The 25,143-nt window shown below is 44.6% G+C and carries 22 protein-coding genes; 8 read left to right on the top strand and 14 right to left on the bottom strand.

Annotated features, from left to right (window positions below; translation table 11 throughout):
- Window positions 1–2 precede the first annotated feature (2 nt).
- The 3 genes from hisS to pdhA all read right to left on the bottom strand — a co-directional run bounded on the left by hisS (window position 3) and on the right by pdhA (window position 4,149).
- Window positions 3–1,388 carry a histidine--tRNA ligase gene (gene hisS / locus WAE59_RS14210; RefSeq protein WP_337856640.1) on the bottom strand — a complete coding sequence of 462 codons (1,386 nt, stop codon included), beginning with the start codon at window positions 1,386–1,388 and terminating at the stop codon, window positions 3–5.
- 86 nt (window positions 1,389–1,474) lie between these two features.
- Window positions 1,475–3,124, bottom strand: a complete 1,650-nt coding sequence (locus WAE59_RS14205) for a 2-oxo acid dehydrogenase subunit E2 (RefSeq protein ID WP_337856639.1) — start codon at window positions 3,122–3,124, stop codon at window positions 1,475–1,477.
- 29 nt (window positions 3,125–3,153) lie between these two features.
- Window positions 3,154–4,149, bottom strand: coding sequence for a pyruvate dehydrogenase (acetyl-transferring) E1 component subunit alpha (pdhA, locus tag WAE59_RS14200; RefSeq protein ID WP_337856638.1), 996 nt, complete (start codon window positions 4,147–4,149; stop codon window positions 3,154–3,156).
- A 395-nt stretch (window positions 4,150–4,544) separates the two neighbouring features.
- Here pdhA and WAE59_RS14195 point away from each other — a divergent pair, with 395 nt between their 5' ends.
- Window positions 4,545–5,099 carry a C40 family peptidase gene (locus WAE59_RS14195; protein WP_337856637.1) on the top strand — a complete coding sequence of 185 codons (555 nt, stop codon included), beginning with the start codon at window positions 4,545–4,547 and terminating at the stop codon, window positions 5,097–5,099.
- A 4-nt stretch (window positions 5,100–5,103) separates the two neighbouring features.
- Window positions 5,104–6,207 carry a CapA family protein gene (locus WAE59_RS14190; RefSeq protein WP_337856636.1) on the top strand — a complete coding sequence of 368 codons (1,104 nt, stop codon included), beginning with the start codon at window positions 5,104–5,106 and terminating at the stop codon, window positions 6,205–6,207.
- Here the strand turns inward: WAE59_RS14190 and WAE59_RS14185 are convergent.
- Window positions 6,204–6,389: a hypothetical protein gene (locus WAE59_RS14185; RefSeq protein WP_337856635.1), complete on the bottom strand. Its 186-nt coding sequence runs from the start codon at window positions 6,387–6,389 to the stop codon at window positions 6,204–6,206. The genes WAE59_RS14190 and WAE59_RS14185 overlap by 4 nt on opposite strands.
- Window positions 6,390–6,518: 129 nt before the next feature.
- On the opposite strand from WAE59_RS14185, the gene WAE59_RS14180 reads away from it, so the two are divergent.
- Complete coding sequence (locus WAE59_RS14180; protein ID WP_337856634.1) at window positions 6,519–7,457, top strand: SPFH domain-containing protein; 939 nt, start codon at window positions 6,519–6,521, stop codon at window positions 7,455–7,457.
- Between the two features lie 52 nt (window positions 7,458–7,509).
- Here the strand turns inward: WAE59_RS14180 and WAE59_RS14175 are convergent, their stop codons facing one another.
- Window positions 7,510–9,669 (bottom strand): carboxy terminal-processing peptidase, encoded by a 2,160-nt coding sequence (locus WAE59_RS14175; protein WP_337856633.1) that lies wholly within the window; start codon window positions 9,667–9,669, stop codon window positions 7,510–7,512.
- A 139-nt stretch (window positions 9,670–9,808) separates the two neighbouring features.
- Window positions 9,809–10,495 carry a hypothetical protein gene (locus WAE59_RS14170; protein ID WP_337856632.1) on the bottom strand — a complete coding sequence of 229 codons (687 nt, stop codon included), beginning with the start codon at window positions 10,493–10,495 and terminating at the stop codon, window positions 9,809–9,811.
- 236 nt (window positions 10,496–10,731) lie between these two features.
- Here WAE59_RS14170 and WAE59_RS14165 point away from each other — a divergent pair, with 236 nt between their 5' ends.
- Complete coding sequence (locus WAE59_RS14165) at window positions 10,732–11,217, top strand: protease (RefSeq protein ID WP_337856631.1); 486 nt, start codon at window positions 10,732–10,734, stop codon at window positions 11,215–11,217.
- On the opposite strand, the gene WAE59_RS14160 is transcribed toward WAE59_RS14165, so the two are convergent.
- Window positions 11,201–12,043 (bottom strand): isoaspartyl peptidase/L-asparaginase, encoded by an 843-nt coding sequence (locus tag WAE59_RS14160; RefSeq protein ID WP_337856630.1) that lies wholly within the window; start codon window positions 12,041–12,043, stop codon window positions 11,201–11,203. The genes WAE59_RS14165 and WAE59_RS14160 overlap by 17 nt on opposite strands.
- 2 nt (window positions 12,044–12,045) lie before the next feature.
- A complete protein-coding gene (locus WAE59_RS14155; RefSeq protein ID WP_337856629.1) occupies window positions 12,046–12,921 on the bottom strand; it encodes a cyanophycinase in 876 nt (291 codons plus the stop codon).
- Between the two features lie 337 nt (window positions 12,922–13,258).
- Here WAE59_RS14155 and cphA point away from each other — a divergent pair, with 337 nt between their 5' ends.
- Window positions 13,259–15,874, top strand: a complete 2,616-nt coding sequence (gene cphA / locus WAE59_RS14150) for a cyanophycin synthetase (protein ID WP_337856628.1) — start codon at window positions 13,259–13,261, stop codon at window positions 15,872–15,874.
- Between the two features lie 27 nt (window positions 15,875–15,901).
- On the opposite strand, the gene WAE59_RS14145 is transcribed toward cphA, so the two are convergent.
- Genes WAE59_RS14145 through fumC form a run of 4 tightly spaced genes read right to left on the bottom strand, consistent with a single transcriptional unit; the run spans window position 15,902 to window position 19,071 of the window.
- Window positions 15,902–16,351 carry a low molecular weight protein-tyrosine-phosphatase gene (locus WAE59_RS14145; protein WP_337856627.1) on the bottom strand — a complete coding sequence of 150 codons (450 nt, stop codon included), beginning with the start codon at window positions 16,349–16,351 and terminating at the stop codon, window positions 15,902–15,904.
- Window positions 16,351–17,151 (bottom strand): S1/P1 nuclease, encoded by an 801-nt coding sequence (locus WAE59_RS14140; protein WP_337856626.1) that lies wholly within the window; start codon window positions 17,149–17,151, stop codon window positions 16,351–16,353. The genes WAE59_RS14145 and WAE59_RS14140 overlap by 1 nt, the downstream gene beginning before the upstream one ends.
- Before the next feature lie 16 nt (window positions 17,152–17,167).
- Window positions 17,168–17,662: a fumarate hydratase gene (locus WAE59_RS14135; RefSeq protein WP_337856625.1), complete on the bottom strand. Its 495-nt coding sequence runs from the start codon at window positions 17,660–17,662 to the stop codon at window positions 17,168–17,170.
- 11 nt (window positions 17,663–17,673) lie between these two features.
- Window positions 17,674–19,071 (bottom strand): class II fumarate hydratase, encoded by a 1,398-nt coding sequence (fumC, locus tag WAE59_RS14130; protein WP_337856624.1) that lies wholly within the window; start codon window positions 19,069–19,071, stop codon window positions 17,674–17,676.
- 241 nt (window positions 19,072–19,312) lie between these two features.
- Between fumC and WAE59_RS14125 the strand changes: the two genes are divergently transcribed.
- The 3 genes from WAE59_RS14125 to WAE59_RS14115 all read left to right on the top strand — a co-directional run bounded on the left by WAE59_RS14125 (window position 19,313) and on the right by WAE59_RS14115 (window position 22,125).
- Window positions 19,313–20,065: a sensor histidine kinase gene (locus tag WAE59_RS14125; RefSeq protein ID WP_337856623.1), complete on the top strand. Its 753-nt coding sequence runs from the start codon at window positions 19,313–19,315 to the stop codon at window positions 20,063–20,065.
- Complete coding sequence (locus tag WAE59_RS14120) at window positions 20,065–20,790, top strand: LytR/AlgR family response regulator transcription factor (RefSeq protein WP_337856622.1); 726 nt, start codon at window positions 20,065–20,067, stop codon at window positions 20,788–20,790. The genes WAE59_RS14125 and WAE59_RS14120 overlap by 1 nt, the downstream gene beginning before the upstream one ends.
- A 102-nt stretch (window positions 20,791–20,892) precedes the next feature.
- On the top strand, window positions 20,893–22,125 hold the full coding sequence (locus WAE59_RS14115) for a serine hydrolase domain-containing protein (RefSeq protein ID WP_337856621.1): 1,233 nt from the start codon (window positions 20,893–20,895) through the stop codon (window positions 22,123–22,125).
- On the opposite strand, the gene recG is transcribed toward WAE59_RS14115, so the two are convergent.
- Window positions 22,122–24,227 (bottom strand): ATP-dependent DNA helicase RecG, encoded by a 2,106-nt coding sequence (gene recG, locus WAE59_RS14110; RefSeq protein WP_337856620.1) that lies wholly within the window; start codon window positions 24,225–24,227, stop codon window positions 22,122–22,124. The two genes, WAE59_RS14115 and recG, sit on opposite strands and share 4 nt — an antisense overlap.
- Window positions 24,228–24,231: 4 nt before the next feature.
- Window positions 24,232–25,143, bottom strand: a complete 912-nt coding sequence (locus tag WAE59_RS14105; RefSeq protein WP_337856619.1) for an EamA family transporter — start codon at window positions 25,141–25,143, stop codon at window positions 24,232–24,234.

Genomic DNA, 25,143 nt, shown 5'->3' with positions numbered 1-25,143 from the left:
AATTATTTATTCAATAGCGCAATGATTTCTTCAGCGGATAGTTTCTGCTGGTCTCCACTTTGCATCTCCTTTAGCGTCAGACTTCCACTTTGCATCTCTTCGCTTCCGATCAGGATCACATAAGGGATTCGTTTGTCATCAGCATAGCTCATTTGCTTTTTAAGCTTCGCTGCCGAAGGATAAAGTTCCGCAGCAATACCAGACCTGCGAAACTGCTGCAACAAAGGTAGGGCATAGCTTTCAGCTTCCTGATCAAAATTACTGATCAATACAGTAGTGCCCGCTGCAGCCGACTCCGGGAAAAGGTTCAGTTCCTGTAATACATCATAGATCCGGTCTGCACCGAATGAAACACCTACACCAGTCAGACCTTTCAGTCCGAACATGCCGGTAAGGTCGTCGTACCTACCCCCACCACCGATACTTCCCATAGCAACCTCATTCGTTTTTACTTCGAATATACAGCCAGTATAGTAATTCAGTCCGCGAGCCAGCGTTATGTCTAACTCTACATTTGGCACCAAAGCTGGATCAGCCTTGAGCAGCGCAGCTACATACGCAAATACCTTTTCTATTTCTGCTATACCAGCAATTCCCGTTGAGGAGCTGGCCAGAACCTGCTTCAAACTTTCCAGTTTCTCCAGGTTGTCCCCTTGCAATAAAATGACCGGCCTCAGCTGTTCAATGTCCCCCTCTGTGAATCCTCGCTCCATCAGTTCTTTGATCACACCATCCAGTCCAATTTTGTCCAGCTTGTCGATCGCGACTGTCATGTCTATAATCAGCTCCGGCTTGCCAATAACTTCCGCTATACCCGAAAGGATTTTGCGGTTGTTGATCTTAATGGTAAAATCCTTCAAACCCAGATTGCTCAGAGCCTCCTGATAGATCAGGATGAACTCGGCCTCATTCAACAGGCTATCGGAACCCACTACGTCCACGTCACACTGGTAAAATTCCCTATACCGACCTTTCTGCGGCCGGTCTGCCCGCCATACCGGCTGTACCTGAAAACGCTTAAACGGCAAAGTGATTTCGTTCTGGTGCATGACTACGTAACGGGCGAATGGCACTGTCAGGTCATAGCGCAATGCCTTCTCACTGATGGAAGAGGTAATGGCGTTCGACTGTGCCTGCGTCAACAGCTCCGGTTTTACTTTGGACAGAAAATCCCCACTGTTCAGGATCTTGAAGATCAACTTGTCTCCCTCATCCCCGTATTTGCCGGTCAGGGTAGAAAGGTTTTCCATTGAAGGGGTTTGTATCTCTGCGTAGCCATACTTCCTGAACACCTTTTTAACGGTATCAAAAATATAATTACGTTTCACCATTTCCAGAGGAGAAAAATCTCTTGTTCCTTTAGCTAAAGAGGGTTTGATAGTCGACATGCCGCAAAAGTACAAAAACTAACAGGCATAAAAAAAGGTTGTCTGCTTTATGGGCAGACAACCTTTATAATTATTTATTAATCTGATTAAGCCAATAACCTGATTGGCTCTTCCAGTAATCCTTTTAAGGTTTGCAGGAAGGCTGCACCTGTAGCGCCATCCACCACACGGTGATCACAACCTAAGGTGAGTTTCATCACGTTACCTGGTACTACTGCACCATTTTTCACTACCGGAACTGCCTGAATGGCACCTACCGATAAAATTGCACCGTCAGGAGAGTTGATGATCGAAGTAAACTCATCGATACCAAACATACCCAGGTTAGAAACGGTGAAGGTAGAACCTTCCCAATCAGCTGGCTGTAATTTTTTAGCTTTTGCTTTTTGACCGTATTCTTTCACTTCTGCAGAGATGTGAGACAATGACTTGCCATCTGCAAAACGAACAACAGGAACCAACAAGCCATCTTCTACAGCCATAGCTACACCGATATTGGTATGCTCATTGAAGCGGATCTTATCACCACCCCATGAAGAGTTAACCGCAGGGTGTTTTTTCAAGGCCACGGCAACTGCTTTGATCACTATATCATTGAATGAAACCTTCACCGGAGCTACTGCGTTGATTGCAGTACGTGCAGTCATGGCATTATCCATGTCAATGCTAATGGTCAGGTAGAAATGCGGAGCCGTGAACAAGCTTTCGCCTAAGCGTTTAGCGATCACCTTACGCATTTGCGATACTGGCTTCTCTGTAAACTTCTCTTCACCAACATACTGAGGGATTACCGGTGCGGCTTTCTCAGCAGCAGGAGCTGAAGAAGTTTCTGATTGAGCAGGTGCAGCAGCAGGCTTGAAGTTTTCAATATCTTTTTTAATGATTCGTCCGCCATCAGCACTACCTGCAACTTGTGCCAGGTCAATTCCTTTATCTTTTGCGATACGTTTGGCCAATGGAGATGCTTTTACGCGATCGCCTGTACCAGTTGCAGCAGGAGCCTCTTCTTCTTTAGCCTCCGCAGCTTTTTCAGCTACAGGTGCATCAGAAGTTTTTGCATCTGCAGCAGGTTTTGCAGGTGCATCGCCAGCGGCAAGGATACCACTAATGTCAGTTCCCTCGGGACCTACAATAGCAATGATGCCATTCACTTTTGCAGCAGCACCTTTTTCAACACCGATATGCAGTAAGGTTCCGGTTGCATAACCCATCACTTCCATGGTCGCCTTATCGGTTTCCACGTCAGCAAGGATATCATCATCTTTTACCTTATCGCCTACTTTTTTATGCCATTCAGCAATTACGCCTTCAGTCATGGTATCACTCAATAGCGGCATCCGGATTACCGTTACCCCTTTTTTCTCTAATTCTGCCTCAGAAAGTCCAGACGCAGCTGCAGCAGGTGCTTCCTCTTTCTTTTCAGCCGGTTTCTCTTCAGCTGCCGGAGCTGGAGCAGCAGCACCACTTTCAGCCTCAAGAGCTGCTTTATAGTCCTCGCCTTCTTTACCGACCACAGCGATCACTGCATCAACAGGAACAGCTTTACCTTCTTCTACACCAATGTACAAAATGGTACCATCCCAGTATGATTCTAAATCCATGGTCGCCTTATCGGTTTCCACTTCGGCCATAACATCGCCGCTTTTTATTTTATCACCAACTTTTTTATGCCACTTAGCCATCACCCCTTCGGTCATGGTATCGCTCATCTTGGGCATTCTAACTATTTCAGCCATTCTATATATCTATTGAAATGCGTTCTAAATTAATCTTTTACGTAAGGATAATCCTGTTGTACATAAATATCCGTGTACAGCTCAGAAGCCTCAGGCCAAGGTGACTCTTCAGCAAATTTCACAGAATCGTCAACGATCTGTTTTACTTTTGCTTCAATCTCCTCAATCCAGGTCTGATCTGCATATTTTTCATTTAGGATCACCTCTCTTACCTGCTCGATCGGATCTTTAGCTTTGTACTCTTCCAATTCGTCTTTAGTCCTGTATTTTGCAGGGTCAGACATGGAGTGACCACGGTAACGGTAAGTTCTCATCTCTAAGAAAGTTGGCCCTTCACCGGCTCTCGCACGCTGAATGGCTTCGTCCATTGCATTGTGAACCGCAACAGGATCCATTCCATCTACCGGAGCACATGGCATGTCAAAGCCTAAACCTATCTTGTAAATATCAGTCATGTTGGTCGTACGCTCCACAGAAGTTCCCATTGCGTAAAAATTGTTCTCACAAACAAAGATCACAGGTAATTTCCAGAGCATCGCCATGTTAAATGCCTCATTTAAAGCACCCTGACGAACTGCACCATCACCCATGTAGCAAATGTTCACGTTATTAGTGCCTTTGTATTTTTCAGCAAATGCAATACCAGCACCCAGCGGAATTTGTCCACCAACGATACCGTGACCGCCATAAAAATGATGTTCTTTGCTGAATAAGTGCATTGAACCACCTTTTCCTTTGGAACAGCCAGTAGCTTTACCATACATTTCGGCCATAATGCTGTCTGCACTTACACCCAAAGCCAGTGCATGAGCGTGATCACGGTAAGTAGTGATCATCGAGTCTCCCTGTTGCATTGCAGAAATTGCTCCTGCTACAACAGCCTCCTGGCCAATATATAAATGACAGAATCCACGGATTTTTTGTTGTCCGTACAACTGTCCGGTTTTCTCTTCGAATTTGCGCATCAGCAACATCGACTCAAACCACTTCAGATAGGTATCTTTATTTATTTCTATTGCACTCATTGTTGGGTGTTGATTTTTATTTACGAGAGCAAATCTACTTTTTTATTGCAACATATCGAAAAATGATTGTAAAATGCACACTAAGCTTGTATAAAATTTGGCACGCTTCAAAAAAGTACTCAAAACCAAATTGGCAGAGATCGGAATATCGACAAATTAAAGGCAAACAAAACCTTCATACGGCCTTCTAATGTTGCACCCAATGGATACCTTACAGAAAGTTATACAGCTGAAAAAATAAATCATTTTTCTTCAAAATGTGGATAACTTTTCAGTGAAACTTCATGACATTTGGATAACATTGGTAAAATACATATGTTTGCCTTCCAAACAATAAGCCCCTGGTGGTGTACGTTTAAGTGTAAGTGCCTTTTACCCAAACTTAACAGTATAACATGATAAAAAAGTTTTTGTTGTCCTCACTGATTGTATTGTGCAGCCTCCCGGCTTTAATTGCACAAACAAAAACAAAAGAATCAAGCAAAGTAGAAGATCCGGATAATTTAGCCTCCCAATATTTTTCCCAGGTAATGGGTGTCGCAGTAGATGCAACCTCCAATGTTAAGTTATATAAATTCATTTACGAATGGATCGGAACACCTTACCGCTTCGGAGGAAATACAAAAAAAGGAATCGATTGTTCGGCCTTTACCAAGGCCATTTACGATAAAGTTTTCAACACCACCATCTTAAGAAACTCAAGGGATATTTTCAGTATGGTAAACCCCTTGCCGAAAGATGAATTGAAAGAGGGAGACCTTGTTTTTTTCAAGATCAAAAGCCGTAGCATCACCCATATCGGAATCTATCTGGGCGATAGCAGGTTTGCGCATGCATCTTCTACCCGTGGAGTCGTCATCAGCAACCTCAATGAACCTTATTACTCCCGCTATTTTTACAAAGGCGGAAGAATCCTGGAAGGCATTAAAGAAGACCTGATCGAAGAATAAACCATTGAAATCCCTATACCTTAGTCTGTTCAGCCTTGCATTTGGCCTGGCTATCCTCAGCTGCACTACAGCGGGAAATACAGCAAGCCTGCCTCAGGCAACCTTACCCGACACCCCCCTTTTTAAGAGAGATACCATTTCCATAACAGCAGTAGGCGACATCATGATCGGCTCTGCCTATCCCAGCAAATCCAACCTGCCCAAAGACGACGGCATCAATAGTTTTAAGGAAGTCGATACTTTTTTAAAGGGCGACATTGTCTTCGGCAACCTTGAGGGCTGTTTTTTGAACAGCGGCAAATCGACGAAATGCAAAGACACCAGCGGCAACAGTTGTTTTGCTTTCCGTATGCCTGAACGTTATGCGGGGATTATAAAAAATGCAGGTTTCAATTTAATGAGCATCGCCAATAACCATGTTGGAGATTTTGGATTGAAGGGCCGTGAAAAAACAGTACAGATCCTGGATTCATTGAACATTCACTATGCGGGCTTACAGTCCCATCCTTTCAGTCTCTTTAGTAAAGACAGTGTACGCTATGCATTTTGTGCCTTTGCACCGAATGAAAATACCGTCTCTATCAATAAACTGGATAGTGCTAAAGCCCTTGTCGCAGCATTGAAAGCTCAGGCTGACATTGTCATTGTTTCCTTTCATGGTGGAGCGGAAGGGGCCAGGTTTGAACATGTACCACGTAAAAATGAAATCTTCTACCAGGAAAACAGGGGAAATGTCTACGCTTTTGCACATGGCGTCATTGATGCCGGCGCAGATGTAGTATTGGGACATGGGCCCCATGTGACCCGGGCCGTAGAAGTATACAAAAACAAATTCATTGCCTACAGTCTGGGCAATTTCAATACTTATGGCATGTTCAGCCTGAAAGGGCCAAATGGATCTGCGCCACTGCTACAGTTAAAGATCAATGGTAAGGGCGATTTCCTTTCCGCAGATGTGGTTTCTGTAAAGCAGGACAAAGTGAGGCGGCTGACTTTAGACACAAACCACACCGCCTTCTACAAAATCAGGTCCCTGAGCAATACAGACTTCCCGGGGCATCAGCTCGACTTCAGCGTGAAGGGCCGGATCAGCCTGAAAAATAACTAAGCTTCGTCTTTGGTATTTTTGACCAATCCTATCCCCGATACAAAGAAAATAATGCTGATCACTCCGATAACCGCCAGTTCTCTAAATTGCACAGTTTGTTTTGTAAAGCCGTAACCGGCATAGATCAATCCGATGATTCCTAAAATAGTCAGCACCGTTCCAAAAGTTCGTTTAACGTTCATGTTGTTTTCCTAATAGATGTATGCGGGTTACGCAATATCTGTGCCCCATATCCCAGATAAATCCTGTCAAACCGCAGGATTCTTTGTAACTTAAGCATAATTCGTTCATCAAACTATAAAAACAACGCTATGGGTTACACACTTTACATCTTTTTATTCCTTGCTGTCGTTGTGCTTTTCAGTTCATTCGTGACTGTAAAACAGGGCACAATTGCAGTCATCACCATTTTTGGAAAATACCGCAGGTTACTCAGACCAGGTCTCAGCTTAAAAATCCCATTGATCGAAAACATCCATTCCAGGATTTCCATTCAAAACCGCTCAGTGGAACTTTCCTTTCAGGCCGTGACACAAGACCAGGCCAATGTATATTTTAAAGCCATGCTCTTGTACTCCGTCATCAATCACGATGAAGAAACCATTAAAAATGTAGCTTTTAAATTCGTGGATTCCACCAACCTGATGCAGGCACTGATCCGCACCATCGAAGGTTCTATCCGGGCTTATGTGGCTACGCAAAAGCAAGCCAATGTATTGGCACAGCGCAACGAGATCGTAGAGCATGTAAAACACCAGATTGACCAGGTGCTGGAAAGCTGGGGTTATCACCTTCAGGATTTGCAGTTGAATGACATCACATTCGACGAAGAGATCATGCGTTCCATGAGCCGGGTGGTGGCTTCCAACAACCTGAAAGCAGCCGCCGAAAACGAAGGGCAGGCCTTACTCATTACTAAGACAAAAGGTGCCGAAGCAGATGGCAATGCCATCAAAATCGCAGCAGCGGCAGAGCGGGAAGCCGCACAACTGCGGGGACAAGGTATTGCTTTGTTCCGCGCCGAAGTAGCACATGGTATGACGAAAGCAGCACAGGAAATGGAACAGGCAAATCTGGACATTTCTGTCATCCTCTTCACCATGTGGACAGAATCTATCAAGCAATTTGCGGAAAACAGCGAAGGTAATGTGATCTTCCTGGACGGTTCCACTGAGGGGATGAACAGGACCATGAAGGAGATGATGGCCATGCAAATCCAAAAAGATGCAGCCGAAAAATCGGGCAAATAATAAGGCATAAAAAAGGCTTCCGATTGGAAGCCTTTTTTTTTATAGTGTAATCTTAATTCAAGCTCTGTGCAGTTTTAACTACTGCTTTACTATTGGGATTCATCATTTGCATGAAATCGGCCATCACCTTCAGACTCTCATCTTCTACAAAATCGAAGCTCTCTTCCTTAGTTATCTTATCCCCTTTCTTAACCGGCTTCAAACCCCTTGAGGCTCTTAGTTGGTTGGTTCGTGCCAGAGATTTGGCCTCAAGGCTGTCCCGCTCTGCTTTCAGTTTTGTTTCATTTAAGGTAACAGAAACCTCGCCATCACGTTTTTTCAGCTCCGCAAGATCTTCCTGCAGCATTTTATAATCCAATGATTTTGCCATTCTTTCGTTGTGCAATTTCACTAAAGATGGTTTGATCGGGTTCAGGTCTGCTACAGTCTGATAATTAGATCTGGTGATCTCATCCCATGGCAGGGCAGATTTCTCTGTGTCTTCACCAATTTTGTCCAATGGATATAGTGAAGGGAACTGAATATCGGGCATTACCCCTTTATGCTGGGTACTGCTTCCGTTTACGCGGTAGAATTTCGCCATCGTCAGGTTGATCTGACCCAGTTGAGGAGCCTGGTCTTTACCTGAATTCATTAGCTTAGCATCCTTCATCACCAGCGAAGCCAGTTTTTGCATGATAGAAGGGCTTACCAATTCATTCATATTGATTGAAGACTGCACTGTTCCTTTTCCATAAGTCTGCGTACCCATGATAATACCGCGACCATAATCCTGAATGGCACCGGCAAAGATCTCTGAGGCCGAAGCGCTCAAACGGTCTACCATTACGCCAAACGGACCAGTCCATGCAGCGCCTCCAGTTTTATCTTCTTGCACGTCAACATCTCCTCTTAAGTCTTTCACCTGTACTACCGGGCCTTTATCAATAAATAATCCGGTCAGGTCTATTGCTTCTACCAGTGAACCACCGCCATTGGCACGCAGGTCCATTACGATCGCATCCACTTTATCTTTGTTTTTCAAAGTGTCGATCAGGTACCTGACATCCCGGGTAGTGCTCTTATAATTAGGGTCTCCAGCTCTTGCGGCTTTAAAGTCGGCATAGAAACCAGGTACAGTAATGATCCCGATCTTATAAGGCTTACCATTGGACTGTATGGTTTTGACCTTTTTCTTGGCACTCTGGTCTTCCATAACGATGCGCTCACGCAGCAGTTCTACAATCACCGGTTTAGCAGAAAGCTCTTTTCCTACCGGAATGATCTTCAACCTCACCTTAGTCCCTTTAGGTCCTTTAATCTTAGCTACTGAGTTTTCTATTCTCCATCCGGTGATGTCTTCAAACTCGCCACTCCCCTGAGCTACGCCAATGATCCTGTCACCGGCGCTTAGCAATTTGCTTTTAAATGCAGGTCCGCCAGGAATCACTTCACTGATCTTCAAGACTTCATTTTCCAATTGCAGTCTCGCGCCAATTCCTTCAAATGAACGGGCCATATCTTCATTGAATGCCTGAGCGTTAGTTGGATTAAAATAGTTGGTATGTGGATCTATAGTTTCAGTAAATGCATCCATAATGGTCTGGAAAACATCCTGGTTATTGATTTTCGCAGACTGTGATTTCAGACCTTCGTAACGCTTGGTCAGTCCTTCTACATTCTTGGTTTCGGCTGTTCCGGAGATTTTCAAATTCACCAGTTCATATTTTACCCTTTTTTTCCAGATGTCATTCAGTGCAGTAGTGGATTCTGCCCATGGCATTTTTTCCCTGTCAAAAGTATAAGTCTCATTTCCGTTGAAATCAAACTTCGTTTTAACGTGTCCCAATGCGTAGCTGATGTATTCATTATATCTTTTCAGGTATACATTGAAAATGTAAAAGGGTGCATTCAGGTTACCGGCTCTGAAATCATCATCCAGGGAATACCTGAATTTCTCAAATTCTTTAATATCCGCTGCCTGAAAATAGTAGCGGTAAGGATCCAGATCCTTGATGTATTTGTCCAGCACAGCAGATGAAATGGAATCATTTACCTGGAGTTTTTTGTAGTTATAACTTTCAATCAGCTTCACGATTTCTTTCACTACAAGCGATTGCTTCTCATCAGGCAGGATGTTGCTCACGCCAGGAACCAGTTGCATCGGTTTTGGAGCGGCATGACAGGCCAGTACAGCGGCGGTAAAGGTTACCAGTAATATTCTCTTCAACATCTCTTTTACTATTTTAAAATCCATTTTTATAATCCACACTAATATGATACCAATTTCACAAATAAACAGAAAAGAGACAGGATTATTACTGTCTCTTTTCTGTAAACTTAATGAAACATTAGATTTGTTTTCAAATTCTTTATGCTTTCTTTTTAGCCGCAGTCTTTGTAGGGATCAAAGACCTCACTTCCTTGATTTTACCATTAAACTGATTGGTATTCGCAGCTCTGGCCAGCAGTTCTGCCCTGTTGATGTCCCGGGAGGCCATTATATATTCTTTCTTTTTAATCTTCACACTTGCAAGCCCGATTACCGATTCAATAAACGCATTGTTATTTCCGATTTGCTTGGCCAAAATGCCCTGTTGTGTATAAAACCACATGGATTGTGTCAATTTATTGGAAGCCAGGTAAATCTTGCCCAGCTGACTGTAAGACTCCATCTGCCCTGTCTTACTCCCTATTTTAGAATAAGTCTTTAAGGCTACATTCAGCACCACCTGCTCTGCTTCGGTATAATGCGATTGCAGGTAGTGGACATTGCTCAGCCTCATCAGGGCAGTTCCATAACGACTAAATTGCTTGGCACTGTTGTATTCAAATGCAGCCTTGCCAAACAAGGTGACAGCTTCGTCATAATCGCCTTTTTTCTCGTTCTTCTCAGCCTCAGCAAAATAAGTGTTGCCCTCATTTTCTTCAAGGCTGGAACTGGAAATGGTGATGGCCCCACCCAGGGGTGGCTCCTGCAAGCTCAGCATATGACTGGTCTGTGCAATCATACGATTCGACACCAGCAATAAAACTAAGGCTAACCAACTCTTATTCATGTGATAAAGATATGATAAATTAACAAAACAATAACTATCTCAAACAAATTACAGACCCAGCTCTTTATCAGCTCCTCAATACCTCGGTCGTAGCTTGCTCGTAAAAGGTACCTGTTTTATGGCCCGGGTAATATGGAGGTGCGAAGCATCTGCGTCGGAGGCCGAACTTTGGTCTTTTTTTACGACAAGTTTGTAGCGTATTCCTTTCAGCAAACGTTTATAGTAAAAAAGAGACCATGAAAAACACACTTACCGCTCTGACTATGGGCGCCTTGCTTTTAGCAGCTTGCGGAACGCTTAAAGAAAATACCACTCCACAAAATGTGAAATCCGGAGAGTTGGTCGCTAAAATGTACATCCAACCGGAAGTAAAAACCGGAAGCCCTGTAGAAATGCGCTTTACAGTTTACAACAGGTCAAATAAAAGTCTTCAGTTTTGCAAATGGCATACGCCGTTTGAACCACCACTAAGCAAATATCTGGACATCACCCATGAGCAAGGCTCCGAAGTGCTTTATAGCGGAGCAATGGCGAAACGCATCATGCCGCCTCCCGCAGATAGTTACATTAGCCTTAAAGCCGGTGACAGCCTGAGCGTGAACGTAGATATCAGTAAAATCTATAAGCTCGATAAAATTGGAAAGTATACTGTTCGTTACGTTGCCGAGGGAATGAGTGGGCTGTCTGTCAAAGATTCAATAAGCTTTACTCAAACACGCTAACTGAACCATCGTACGACGCCCAAACCATATAAGGGTGAGAGTCGGTATGGTAAAGTTCACCTTGTGCAGAAATCCCAATCACTCCGGCAAAACCGTCGAAAGACTTCAACTCTGAGAAAGATTTATCGCAGGCCTCTTTTAGCGTGAAGCCGTCTGTCACACGCGTCACGATCTTCGCTGCCAGGGCAACATTCACAATGTCCTCCCCTACACCGGTACAGGAAATCCCCGCAGAGCCATTGGCAAAGTTGCCCGCCACGGTTGCGGAGTCACTTACGCGGCAGGGGATTTCAAAGCCTTTCCCTCCGGTTGAGGTGGCCGCAGCAAGATGTCCTTCTGCATCAAGTGCCACGCAGCCTACAGTTCCTTTTCGCTCCTGCTGGTTCAGCTTGGCTTCATATTCTGCCTGGCGCTGTGCTGTAATTGGATTGAAATAATGAAAGCCTTGTTTGAGGGCAAAATCGGATGCTCCTTCGCCACTCAGTACACGATCATCATAACTGAGCAAGAGTTCTGCCACCTGTATGGGATGCTGTACATTTTCTATGTTGATCACCCCACTAAAACGTTGGGTCCTGCCGTCCATCAGGGAAGCACTCAAGCGCACTTTCCCATCACTTTGGATTTGTGAGCCAAGCCCGGCATTGAAGAGTTCATGGTCTTCCAGCAGGCTTACTGCATAAACTACGGTTTCTACAGCGCTGTGTGTCTGCAGGTAGGTATAGGCTTCGCCGGCTATGTGCGCCAAAGCATCTTGCTTGGCTTTTTTGGTTTCCTGATTGGTTGCGGATTCGCTAAAGAAACCACCGTGAATGATCAACTTCATAATTAATCGAATGAGGCTACTTTTGGATGGTGGATGTTGAGTGTATGCTGAGTAAGGTCATAGGTATCGCCGTCGCACATCACATGCACCACCATATTTTTGATGGATACAGGTTGTCCCATCTCTACATCTGTCAGGTTGGTATCGGCCATATGCCTGCCATCTACCAGGATTACCATCCCACTCCCGATCGCTTCCATCACGTTGCCATTGGAAATATACAATCCGGTATCTTCGCCCAAGCCGATACCCAGGATACCCGGGTTACTCGCTACGGCATACAGCAAGCGCCCGATCCGACCTCTTTGTACAAAATGCGTATCTACGATTACCCCATCTATAAAACCTAGACCGCCTGTGATCTTCACCTCGCCTTTCAGCAAGGCATCCTTACTGCTGCCCTGATAGATCATATTTTTTGAACTGGCCGCAGCACCTGCAGAAGTACCGGCTATGACGATCTCTTCATTTTCATATTTTTCCAGAAGGATCTGGTGAAAGGCCGTGCCACCAAAGATAGAGGATAACCTCAACTGATCACCTCCGGTAAAGATGAGCACATCGGCAGAGCGCAGGCGGGCACAGTTTTCTTCCGCATTGGCCTGTTCCCTGTTGCTGATGCTCAGCACACCAACATCATGTACATCCAATTGCGCAAAGGCCTTGATGTATTCCTCTCCCACCTTTTCCGGGATCAGTGAAGCCGTCGTGATGATTTCAAAACGGGACTTCGTGTCCTTCGCAGATTCTACCGTGATTTTCTTTAAAATACCCCTTTCAAAAAAGTTCATATTCTGGGGCAATCCAAATTGTGTTTCCGTAAAACTACCGGTATTGATTGCGCCCCCTATAATAATTAATTTACCCTTCGGAGCCATTTTAAGTCTTTACATTTCCAATAATTTCAAACTTAGGAGAAATTGACTAGCAATCCTGAACATTTTTGAAAAAACTTCATGTCCCATCCGGGCCTTAACAATTTCATCATGCAAAATTTAACATTAAATCACCTTGCTGAAATATATTCACCGCATCTCAATTATTTTTTATACTTTAATATCCCCAACCCAACATTTTATCCGAGCGTAACATATTAAAAACAAATCGATGGTCATTGGAGTTAAGCAAACTCACAACATCGTGGGCATGAGTATCATGACGGCTTTGTCGGCGACCGGAAAAAATTAACAACGAACAAACATTACATAAAAAAATATGAAGATTTTAGGCATACAGGTGCTGCGTGGACCGAACATTTGGTCGATCAACAGGAAAAAACTGATCCAAATGAGGCTGGATCTTGAAGAACTGGAGCAACGACCGACAAACGTAATTGATGGTTTCAGGGAAAGGATTGAAAAACTGATCCCTTCCCTCCATACCCACCGCTGCTCTAAAGGTGCACCGGGAGGTTTCCTGGCTAGGGTAGAAGAAGGTACCTGGATGGGGCATGTTATTGAACACATCGCACTGGAAATCCAGACCATCGCTGGAATGGATACTGGTTTTGGCCGCACGCGTCAGACCAAAACCGAAGGTATATATAATGTAGTATTCAGCTACCTGGAGGAAAAGGCAGGTGTGTATGCCGCAGAGGCTTCAGTGAAGATCGCCCAGGCCCTGATAGACAATCAGGAGTATGACCTGGACAGTGACATTCAGAAAATGCGCGAACTCCGTGAAATGGAACGCCTTGGACCGAGCACAGGTTCTATTGTAGATGAGGCCATTGCCAGGGACATCCCCTGGATCAGGCTCAACAAAAGCTCCCTGGTCCAATTGGGTTACGGAAAAAATCAGGTTCGCTTCCGCGCAACCATGACGGAGAAAACCAATTCCATTGCCGTAGATATTGCTGGCAACAAGGATGAAACCAAACGCCTGCTTCAGGATGCCGCTATTCCTGTGGCTAAGGGTGTAACCATTTCAGATATTGCTGATCTTCCTGACGCGATCAGACGTGTGGGCTATCCGCTGGTGTTCAAGCCACTGGACGGAAACCATGGCCGGGGTGCTTCCATCAATGTAAAAACGGATGAAGCCGCAACCGCTGCTTTTGAATATGCAAAAAACTATTCCCGCAAGGTGATCATCGAGAAGTTCATCACCGGCTACGATTTCAGGGTATTGGTGATTGACCACCAAATGGTTGCCGCAGCATTGCGGGTACCGGCTCATGTGACCGGAAATGGCCAGCTCACGATACAACAACTGATCGACAAGGAGAATGAAGATCCACGCAGGGGTTACGGACACGAGAATGTATTGACTGAGATCACTGTGGACCGTGACACCTTAGATTTGCTCGAAAAGAAGAACTATACGTTGGAGAGCATTCCCGCAGGAGGTGAAATCGTATACCTGAAGTCGACCGCTAACCTGAGTACAGGTGGTACATCCATAGATGTAACTGACCTTGTGCACCCTCAAAATGTATTCATCTGCGAAAGGATTTCAAGAGTGATCGGACTGGACATCTGCGGCATCGACATCATGGCAGAGAACCTGACCCAACCCCTCACAGAGAATGGAGGTGTAGTGCTGGAAGTAAATGCTGCGCCTGGATTCAGGATGCACCTGGCGCCTAGTGAAGGCCTGCCAAGAAACGTGGCTGCTCCGGTAATTGACATGCTGTATCCCCTCGGTAAGGATGCCAGGATTCCCATCATCTCCGTGACCGGAACGAATGGAAAAACGACTACCACCAGGCTCATTGCCCATATCGTAAAAAGCAATGGCACACGTGTGGGATTCACCACTTCAGATGGAATCTATGTACAGAATACCAAACTGATGAAAGGGGATACCACGGGCCCGGTCAGTGCTGAGTTTATCCTGCGTGACCCAACTGTAGAATTTGCAGTCCTGGAAACCGCCAGGGGCGGAATTCTCCGTGCCGGACTGGGCTTCAATAAATGCGATATTGGTGTGGTCACCAATATCCAGGAAGACCATTTGGGTATCTCCGATATCAATACACTTGACGACCTCACCAAAGTGAAAGCGGTGATCATTGGCGCCGTAAAACGTACAGGTTGGGGCGTACTGAATGCAGATAATAAATATTGCATTAAGATAGCCAACAATGCAGATTGTAATGTAGCCTATTTCAGTATGGACGAGAAGAATCCAGTGATCGTGGAGCATTGCAAAAAAGGTGGCATTGCGGCAATCTATGAAAATGGATACATCACCATCAAGAAGGGCGATTGGAAGATCAGGGTGGAGAAAGTGACGCATATACCGCTAACCTTTGGCGGCAGTGTAGATTTCATGATCCAGAATGTGCTGGCAGCCACTTTGGCTACCTTCCTTTGGGGCTATAAAATTGAAGACATCCGCAGCTCACTGGAGACTTTCATCCCTTCCGCAGCACAAACGCCAGGCAGAATGAACACCTTTAAGTTCAAAGAATTCAAGGTACTGGTCGATTTTGCACACAATCCTGCAGGCTTCAATGGCATTAAGAACTATTTACAAAGCATAGAAGCAACCGAACATGTGGGCGTGATCTCGGCTACGGGCGACAGAAGGGATGGCGACATCATGGAAACGGCACGCATTGCCGCCCAAATGTTCGATAAGATCATCATCTGCCAGGAAAAATACCTGCGCGGTCGTCAGCAACAAGAGCTGATTGACCTCCTGATCAAAGGTATCCAGGAAGTAAAACCGGATATGGAGATCATCATCAATAACAACGGTGATGACTGCCTGAAATACATTATGGCAACCGCCAAATCGGGCTCATTCATCACCATTCTGAGTGATACCATTGACAATGCAATTGGTAAAGTATCTGAATATCTCGACAAAGAGTTCGGGGTATAACTTTCCTTAAAATATTAAAGCCATTGTCTATCGGGACAATGGCTTTAATTCTTCAATCAGCTGTTTACAGCGTTCCTCTATTTCAAGTAATACCGGTTCGAAAAGCCGGTCGTCAAAGTAAGGATCTGTGACTTCCTTTTCATCCGTTAGAAACAACCTCACCTTACTGCGGTGCTGATGTTGATCGGTCTGCTTCAGGACGTCTCTGAGGTTATTCCGGTCCATGACTAGAATGACATCATACTCTTCAAACATACTTTCATTGAAATGTCTGGCCCGCTGCTTTGATATGTCATAACCGAAATCCCTCGCCGCGGCGATACTTCTCCTATCGGCCGGTTGATTGACATGCCAATTGCCCGTTCCTGCAGAGGCAATATGCCAGTTGAGTCCCTGCTCCTCTGTGAGATGCCGCATGATGCCCTCTGCCAGCGGGGACCGGCAGATATTTCCCAGGCAAACCATCAGTATCTTCATTATTGATAGATTTCGTTGAGGACATTGGCCAGGCATACCCCGCCTTTGAGCAATTGCTCGTTGAGCAGGTCTACAAAGTCAAAATTGTATTTGTAACTCAGTTTATCTTCCGGCTTGCTGTAAGCATAAATCCGGTTGCAGGCCTGGTAAGATCCATAAACGAAGTCTTTGAGTGCATTTCCCTTCCATAGGTTCAATTGCGCTTTAGTTGGGTAATTGATGGCCTTAGCATATTCCGTATAACTCAGTTGCTGGTATTCGATTAGGGACTCATCCCAGACGCGGTGCAAGTTTGATTTTTCACCAAACCAGGTGACATACACCTTGTTTCCGCCCAGATCTTCTTTACGTGCGGTGTGCATCGGTTGGTTCAGGTCGCCTATCATATGGACCAGGAGTCGCATCGCCAACTTCTTTTGCTCTGCAGTACTGCTTTTACTCTTCAGAACCTCGGCCATTTCCAGCGTTTTATTGTATACGTTGGCTGCAGTATCTTTCTCCAGGAACTGGAAGACCCCTTGTTGATCCAGTCCGGCCGGCAAGTTTACAAAATGCCAGTTGTACAAATAGTTATAAGCAGGATCAGACTTAATGAAATCACCCCAGTTGGCTGCCATAGCCAGGCTTTCATTTCCGAGTACAGCAAGCACTCCTTTACGGGCTTTACTAGTCAGGTAATTTTCTGCAACCTGACCGACAATCCGGTGACCAAGCATGCCCCAGGCGCTGGCCTGTATGGGCAGATAAATAAGTGCAGCGACAACTGCGATTTTAAATCTCTGATGAGCAGATTTTTTCATGATAAAAAGGTATGATTTATAATTCCTGTGGTATGCATTTTATTGGCTGTTTGAGCACCAGGCTGATGTCCCTTTGGTCATCGATGCTCTCAAAATTTAAAAAGCCAGGTTCTGCTGTCTTCATTTTAAAACTTCTGATGTACTGTCCGATACGGTAACACCCTGAAACCTTCTGTTTGTAATTGGCTTTCGTCCAGGTGCCGAGCAGAAACAAGGTATCGGCTCTCAGCTCGTAAACACCTTTGGCATATTCTTTCCAGATGCCATTGTTGAAACAGGAATCAGCATAGTAATTGGCCTTGGAATACGTCACGAGATCCACATAAAAAGAGTCGCAGGTAAACTTAAACCGGTGCTTGGTATAACTCAGCAGTTTATCCGATCCCGGCACACTATCCTGATTCCAGATACCTTGTAAAGATGCTGAGCCCTCCCCTTGTACATTCGGCAATCTCCGGCAGGAAATGGCTAAAATAGAAACAAAAAAAAGGGCAAAGAACAATCTGAACATATAGGCTAAATCTATTTTAAGCTACCGACCATGTCTTCAGGACGAACCCACTCGTCAAACTGTTCTGCTGTAAGCAGTCCCAGTTCTACTGCGGCTTCCTTCAGGGTCTTGTTTTCTTTATGTGCTTTCTTGGCAATCTTCGCTGCATTTTCATAGCCAACGTGTGGATTGAGTGCAGTAACCAGCATGAGCGAGTTTTGCAGGTGCTTCTGGATCTCAGGCAGGTTTGGCAAAATGCCTTCGGCACATTTGTCATTGAATGAAACACAGGCATCACCGATCAGTCGGCCCGACTGCAATACATTTGCTGCCATCACCGGTTTAAAGACATTCAGTTCGAAATGACCGTTGCTGCCACCAATACTCACCGTAACATCATTGCCCATTACCTGTGCGCAGACCATCGTCATTGCTTCCGGTTGCGTTGGGTTTACCTTACCAGGCATGATAGAAGATCCGGGTTCATTATCAGGGATGATGATCTCGCCGATTCCGCAGCGTGGACCAGAGCTCAGCATCCTGACGTCGTTGGCAATTTTCATCAGGGAAACTGCAGTACGTTTATAAGCGCCTGAAAGTTCCACCATGGCATCGTGCGCTGCCAATGCTTCAAATTTATTTGGTGCAGTTACGAAAGGAAGTCCGGTCAGTTCAGCAATTTTTTGCGCTACAAGCACGTCATATCCTTTGGGCGTATTTAAACCCGTTCCTACGGCTGTACCACCCAAAGCCAGTTCGCTGATCATAACCAGCGCATTTTTGATCGCACGGACACTATTGTCGATCTGCTGCACATAACCGGAAAACTCCTGACCCAAAGTCAGTGGTGTAGCATCCATAAAATGCGTACGGCCAGTTTTCACAATATCAGCAAATTCAACTGCCTTTGCATGCAGTGTATTGCGCAGTTTATCCAGACCTGGAAGGGTCACTTCTACGGCTTGTTTATAGGCCGCAATGTGCATTGCCGTAGGATAAGTATCATTCGAAGACTGAGATTTATTCACATCGTCATTTGGGTGCAGGATTTTTTTATCATCGCTGAGCTGTCCGCCATTGATTACATGGGCACGATTGGCAATTACTTCATTGCCATTCATATTGCTCTGCGTACCTGAGCCGGTCTGCCAGATCACCAATGGAAACTGATCATCCAGGCTTCCATTGATCACTTCATCACATGCTTTAGCAATCAGATCTGCCTTATCCTGCGACAACACGCCCAGTTCTGCATTGGCCAGTGCCGCCGCCTTTTTCAGGTAACCGAAAGCATGAATGATCTCTTTTGGCATGGAGGCCTCAGGTCCGATTTTAAAGTTATTTCTTGAACGTTCAGTTTGAGCACCCCAGTATTTGTCTGCAGGTACCTGAACTTCTCCCATCGTGTCGTGTTCGATTCTAAAATTCATTTGTTCTAAAGTTTATATCTGCACAAACTTAAGATTTTTATAGTTTTTAAACGATGTGTTTATTGTCAGATGTTCAATACACATTGGATAAATTCTGTTTATTTTGGCCGGTGATTTAATGTTCAGTAGTCGAAATACCATCTCGATAATGCCCAATTCTGTCTGGTTTCCGGATTTCACTGTTTGTGCATTTTTTCAATATTGGTTATGATCTACTTTTGAATACTAAATAATTTAAAAAATGATACCAAAACACATTATTGCATCCATGCTTGGAGGCCCAGAAATCGCCATTTTAATAGTTACATTCCTATTTATCGGATTGTTCATCGCCGTAGTGCTCCTCATTAAATCTCTGATCAGGAAAAATGTATTCGCGAAAAATGAGGGTCAGCAAAAAGAAGTTGCGAAAATGAAACTCGATGCAGTAAGATCACAGCTAAACCCACATTTTATGTTCAATGCTCTTGCTGGAATTCAAAACCTGATGAACAAAAACGACATCGAAAATGCAAATAGGTATCTGGGAAAATTTGCAAGACTAACTCGTAACGTCCTGGAAGCCAAAGAACAGATCAGCATCTCTGAGGAGATTGGCCTCCTGAATGATTACTTGCAAATGGAGCAACTTAGATTTAAGTTCCATTACCAAATAAATACCGAAGACCATTTGGACATCGAAAATCTGGAAATACCCTCTATGTTACTTCAACCTTTTGCCGAAAATGCAGTTAAACATGGTATAAATGAACTAAAAGATAATGGAAGCGTCAACATCAACTTCACCAGCAGGGGAAATGACCTCATCCTGAGCATTGCGGATAATGGACCTGGCTTCAGCAGCAACCTAAAAAGTGAGGGACATGGCATTCAGCTCATGAAAAACCGAATCAATCTTTACAATTCCATCAGTAAACAAACAAAGATGATGATGAACATCCAAAGCGGTAATCAGGGAACGCTGATTACCATAATGTTAACAAACTGGCTCTGATGATAAAGGCAATTTTGATCGATGATGAGCCTGCAAACCTGGAAAACCTCCAGTCCTTGTTGGGCAAATACTGCCCCCAAGTACAAATTCTTGGGATGGAATCTGAAGTACCAGAAGCAGCTCTGGCCATCAGCAAACACCGCCCGGAATTGCTTTTCCTTGACATCCAGATGGGCAGACAGTCGGGCTTCGACCTTCTCAATTTGCTAACCGACAAATCCTTTGAGATCATATTTGTCACCGCCTATGACCACTACGGAATTCAAGCTGTAAAATTTGCAGCCCTCGACTATCTGTTGAAGCCAGTAGATATTGACGAACTCGTCAAGGCTGTTGATAAAGCATATCAAAAAATCAAGGAAAAAAATCACAACAAACAATTGGATTTTCTTTTGAGTCTAATCAAAAGGGGTGAACAAAGTCCGCCAAAAATAGCGCTACCCCAGCTTCAGGAAATCAGGTATGTGCAAGTGAGTGACATCGTGCGTTGTGAAGCAGACAACACCTACACCTATTTTTACTTGCATTCCGAAGAAAGAATTATGGTCTCGCGTTCGCTAAAAGAATATTCAGACATGCTCCTGCCACATGGCTTCATTCGCAGTCACCAGTCACACCTTGTGAATCCGACCTTCATTAAGAGTTGGCTCAAAGAAGATGGTGGGACACTCTTGCTGACAGATGGCTTTAAAATTCCTGTACCAAGCCAAACCGTGAACGGGTAAAAAAGCTGTTGAACCGATAAAAACAAACAATCTTCAATTCTTTTGCGTTTAACGTGTTAAAAATCCTTAATTTTCGACTTTTTAACCCGTATCACCTAGTCCATGAAGTATCGTCTATTGACCTTAACCCTTTCGCTCGCCATTTTCTCTATTTCAGCTTGTTCCAATCCCGAGGAAAAAGCAAAACAGGCAGAAGCCGACAAGAAGGTCAGAATCAAAGAAGACGATAAATCCGACAGCCTCTTATTGGCTTATGATCCGGCAAAGGGGGATAAATGGATTGCTGATTTTGTATACAATCTGCATAAAAAATACGGTTTCAATGGCAATATGCTGGTCGCTAAAAAGGGAAAAATTCTTTATGAAAAGGCAATAGGCTGGGCCGACTACCTGCACCGCGATAGTCTTAAGATCAATTCTGAATTTGAGCTGGCCTCCATTACCAAAACCTTTACCGGTGTTGCCATCATGCAATTGGTAGAAGCAGGCAAACTGAAACTGACGGATGATGTAAAGAAATTCTATCCCAATTTCCCCTATGACGGCATCACGGTACAATTGCTCCTCTCTCACCGAAGTGGAATGATGAACTATGTTTATTTCATCGATGACATCTGGCGCAAGGAAAAAAGAAACATGAAAAAAGGGGTATCTAATCAGGAGGTCATGCAGATCATTGCCGAGAAGAAACCTAACCCATATACCAAACCTGACCGATTATTTCACTATAACAATTCCAACTTTATGGTATTGGGTGCAATCGTAGAAAAAGTTACCGGAAAACGCTTTTCTCAGTACATGATGGATCACGTATTTAAACCGGCGGGAATGAAAAATACACATGTATATTCCACTACTGAATACGAGAAAATCCCTGTCGATGTGGTGGGCCACGACCGAACCTGGCGCTATTCTGTAGCTCAGAATTTCCTGGACGGCCCGGTGGGCGACAAGGGAATCTACAGTACCCTGCATGACTTAGTATTGTATGATAAATACCTGAAAAACGGCAGGTTACTTACCCAGAAAAGCCTGGATTCAGCCTATAAAGGCCGCAACAAACCAGTAAATGGCCATTTCAACTATGGCTATGGATGGCGTATGTTCGATGGTAAGGATATGGACAAAGTAGTTTACCATACCGGCTGGTGGCACGGCTTCCGCCACATCTACATCCGCGACCTGGATAAGGACATTGTAGTCATCTTTTTGGGCAACCTGACGAATGGCAGTCTTGTACATTTAGATGAGCTGTTCAAGTACCTGAAAATGCCGATCATCCGCAAAGGGGCTTACTCAGGTTCAGGTTCTCTTCCGGGAAGCGACGAAGATTAAGAGATTTTATCGAAGGCAATGCCCCGGCTTCTTTTAATGAGGTAAGTCCTCAGCAGACTATTTTTTGGATCTTCCAGCATGGGATCTTCCTTAAGAATTTCTATGATGGTATTTCTGGCCTCTTGCAGGATCAGCTGATCTGTGGCCAAATCTGCCAGCTTCAGATCCAATACCCCGCTTTGCTGTGTCCCCGATAGATCTCCCGGACCTCGTAGCTGCAGGTCGATCTCTGAGATCTCAAATCCATTATTGGTCTTTACCATTGTTTCGAGCCTAAGCTTGCCGTCTTTGCTCAGCTTGTTTCCCGACATCAGGATGCAAAACGACTGTTCAGCACCCCTCCCTACACGTCCACGCAACTGGTGCAACTGCGAAAGACCAAAACGCTCTGCATTTTCGATGATCATTACAGAAGCATTAGGGACATTCACACCAACTTCGATAACTGTGGTAGCAACCATAATCTGGTTGTGCCCATCTATGAAGCGCTGCATTTCATATTGCTTATCGGCATTGCTCATTTTCCCATGTACAATACTGATCTGGTAATCTGGCAGCGGAAACTGATACCTCATCTGCTCTATCCCGGCTTCAAGGTGGAGTAAGTCCAATTTTTCGCTTTCCTTGATCAACGGATATACAATATAAACCTGTCTGCCCTTTGCAATTTCCTGCTTCATAAAACCAAACATCCGCAGTCGCTGTCCTTCATACAAATGCCGGGTTTCAATAGGCTTTCTTCCCGCAGGCAATTCGTCGATAATAGAAACATCAAGGTCACCATACATCGTCATGGCCAGTGTTCTCGGAATCGGCGTGGCAGTCATGACCAGGATATGAGGGGGAATGGTGTTCTTCCTCCAGAGCTTCGCACGCTGCTCCACACCGAAACGGTGCTGCTCATCAATCACCACCAGCCCGAGGTTTTTAAAGATCACCTTATCTTCTATCAGCGCATGAGTACCAACCAGGATATGGATCTCTCCGGCTTCAAGTTCTTTATGCAATTTTGTCCTTTCTTTACGACTAGAGCTTCCTGTCAGAATGGCCACTTTCACAAGATCATCATTGACCAAGGAGGCGATAGAGGCATAGTGCTGCCTCGCCAGAATTTCTGTAGGGGCCATCATGCAGGCTTGAAATCCATTGTCATTTGCCAACAGCATGCTCATCAAAGCAACAACGGTCTTACCACTTCCCACATCGCCTTGCACGAGCCTGTTCATCTGAATTCCCCGCTGGGTATCTACCCGGATTTCCTTAATCACCCGCTTTTGTGCGTTGGTGAGTTTAAAAGGCAAAATCTCATTATAAAAGGTATTGACTTTTTCGCCTACTACAGCAAATGAATGCCCCTTGAAACGCATTTCCCGCTGTTGCTTATTGTGCAATAATTGGAGCTGTATAAAGAATAGCTCTTCAAATTTCAAGCGGCGCTCTGCAGCTTTTAAAGCTTTAAGGTCTTTAGGGAAATGGATGTTCAATAAGGCCTCTCTCCGGGAGATCATCTGATACTTCTCCAGCACCTGCAGCGGAATGGTCTCCCTTACTTCTCTGATGTTCTGCTCAATGAGCTGAGTCTGTAATTTCTGTATCCCCTTACTGTCGAGGAAGAATTTCTTTAATTTCTCCGTTGAATGGTAAACCGGCTGAAGCCTGAGGTTACCAGTAATCGTTGATGGCCTCGGATAATTTTCCAGATCCGGATGTGAAATACTAAAGGAATTATTGAATAATGCAGGCTTACCAAAAACGATATACACCTTTCCTTTACTTACATTTTCTTCTACCCATTTTAAGCTCTGAAACCACACCAGTTCGATAGATCCTGTTTCGTCAGTCAAACGGGCAACCAGTCTCTTCTTTTGCTTTTCCCCAATCACCTCTTTGCTGGTGATCCTGCCCAGGATCTGCACATAAGGTAAATCCTGGTTCAACTCATTAATCTTGTAAAATCGGGTTCTGTCGATATATCGGAAAGGATAGTAGTTCAACAGCTGCTCGCAGGTAAAAACCCCCAGCTCTTTTTGGAAAAGCTCAGCACGTTTAGGCCCTACGCCTTTGAGAAATTCTATCGTGGTATCTAAGGTAACAGCAAACAAGGCTTTAAACTTTTTTACCCTTAAAGGTAATGATATCTTTGATGATGCCCCAATTAAACACGAAAACGGAAATCAGCAAGAGCAGATAAGCCGACAGCTTATGGGAGTCAATATGTTCGTTGAAATAAAGGATGGCCACAGCAAAGGCGATAATTGGGTTGACGTAAATGATGATCCCTAAGGTAGATGAAGGGATTCCGATCAGGGCATATAGGCTCAGAAAAAGAGGGATGATGGTAAACACCAGGGCGACCACACTAATGTTTCCCCAAAACCAGAGACTATCTGGAACAGCACCATGCCTGGAAAGGTAAAATGGCAACATCAGTACCACCGCTAATCCAATTTGCACAGCAAGCACATTCAGTTTGTCGAGATGCTGCATCTTCCTTTGAATGATCAAATAGAAAGCATATAGCAAAGCAATCACTCCAGACCAGGCGACTTCAACCATTGAGCCCGTAGCCAACAGGACAATGCTCAACAGGGCAATTCCCAGAGAGATTAACTTCAGCCGGGACAACTCCTCCTTCAGCAACACAAATCCTCCAAAGGCAGTCAACAAAGGACAGACCATATAAGCGAATGCTGCGGATTGTAAACTGACATGATTTACTGCATAGATGTAAGTATACCAGTTCAGTGTGAGAAAAACGGTAGAAGCCAATATCTGCAGGCCCACCATTTTTCTTATTTTGGGAGTAGAGGCAGCCAAGTAAGCATAATCGGCTTTAAGCTGCTTTCTCCTAAACAATAGAATAGCAATCCAGATAAATACCAATGAGGTAAATATCCGGTAATAGAGAATCTCTTCCGAGGGAAATGTTTTTAAATTTCTAAGGGGAATAGAAAAGAAGCCCCAGATTGCAAAAGATAAGATCCCGGCAAAGAAATACCTTAAGGTTGACTTTGGCAA

The sequence above is a fragment of the Pedobacter sp. GR22-6 genome (assembly GCF_037402555.1).
Lineage (GTDB): Bacteria > Bacteroidota > Bacteroidia > Sphingobacteriales > Sphingobacteriaceae > Pedobacter.
The sequence above is the reverse complement of the archived record's forward strand: the minus strand, read 5'-3'. Positions and strand labels throughout refer to the sequence as shown.

Bases quoted from the DNA above. Each gene is read 5' to 3' on its own strand.
- hisS (WP_337856640.1), bottom strand. From the start codon at position 1,388: ATGTCGACTATCAAACCCTCTTTAGCTAAAGGAACAAGAGATTTTTCT.
- WAE59_RS14205 (WP_337856639.1), bottom strand. From the start codon at position 3,124: ATGGCTGAAATAGTTAGAATGCCCAAGATGAGCGATACCATGACCGAA.
- pdhA (WP_337856638.1), bottom strand. From the start codon at position 4,149: ATGAGTGCAATAGAAATAAATAAAGATACCTATCTGAAGTGGTTTGAG.
- WAE59_RS14195 (WP_337856637.1), top strand. From the start codon at position 4,545: ATGATAAAAAAGTTTTTGTTGTCCTCACTGATTGTATTGTGCAGCCTC.
- WAE59_RS14185 (WP_337856635.1), bottom strand. From the start codon at position 6,389: ATGAACGTTAAACGAACTTTTGGAACGGTGCTGACTATTTTAGGAATC.
- WAE59_RS14180 (WP_337856634.1), top strand. From the start codon at position 6,519: ATGGGTTACACACTTTACATCTTTTTATTCCTTGCTGTCGTTGTGCTT.
- WAE59_RS14175 (WP_337856633.1), bottom strand. From the start codon at position 9,669: ATGTTGAAGAGAATATTACTGGTAACCTTTACCGCCGCTGTACTGGCC.
- WAE59_RS14170 (WP_337856632.1), bottom strand. From the start codon at position 10,495: ATGAATAAGAGTTGGTTAGCCTTAGTTTTATTGCTGGTGTCGAATCGT.
- WAE59_RS14165 (WP_337856631.1), top strand. From the start codon at position 10,732: ATGAAAAACACACTTACCGCTCTGACTATGGGCGCCTTGCTTTTAGCA.
- WAE59_RS14160 (WP_337856630.1), bottom strand. From the start codon at position 12,043: ATGAAGTTGATCATTCACGGTGGTTTCTTTAGCGAATCCGCAACCAAT.
- WAE59_RS14155 (WP_337856629.1), bottom strand. From the start codon at position 12,921: ATGGCTCCGAAGGGTAAATTAATTATTATAGGGGGCGCAATCAATACC.
- cphA (WP_337856628.1), top strand. From the start codon at position 13,259: ATGAAGATTTTAGGCATACAGGTGCTGCGTGGACCGAACATTTGGTCG.
- WAE59_RS14145 (WP_337856627.1), bottom strand. From the start codon at position 16,351: ATGAAGATACTGATGGTTTGCCTGGGAAATATCTGCCGGTCCCCGCTG.
- WAE59_RS14140 (WP_337856626.1), bottom strand. From the start codon at position 17,151: ATGAAAAAATCTGCTCATCAGAGATTTAAAATCGCAGTTGTCGCTGCA.
- WAE59_RS14135 (WP_337856625.1), bottom strand. From the start codon at position 17,662: ATGTTCAGATTGTTCTTTGCCCTTTTTTTTGTTTCTATTTTAGCCATT.
- fumC (WP_337856624.1), bottom strand. From the start codon at position 19,071: ATGAATTTTAGAATCGAACACGACACGATGGGAGAAGTTCAGGTACCT.
- WAE59_RS14125 (WP_337856623.1), top strand. From the start codon at position 19,313: ATGATACCAAAACACATTATTGCATCCATGCTTGGAGGCCCAGAAATC.
- WAE59_RS14120 (WP_337856622.1), top strand. From the start codon at position 20,065: ATGATAAAGGCAATTTTGATCGATGATGAGCCTGCAAACCTGGAAAAC.
- WAE59_RS14115 (WP_337856621.1), top strand. From the start codon at position 20,893: ATGAAGTATCGTCTATTGACCTTAACCCTTTCGCTCGCCATTTTCTCT.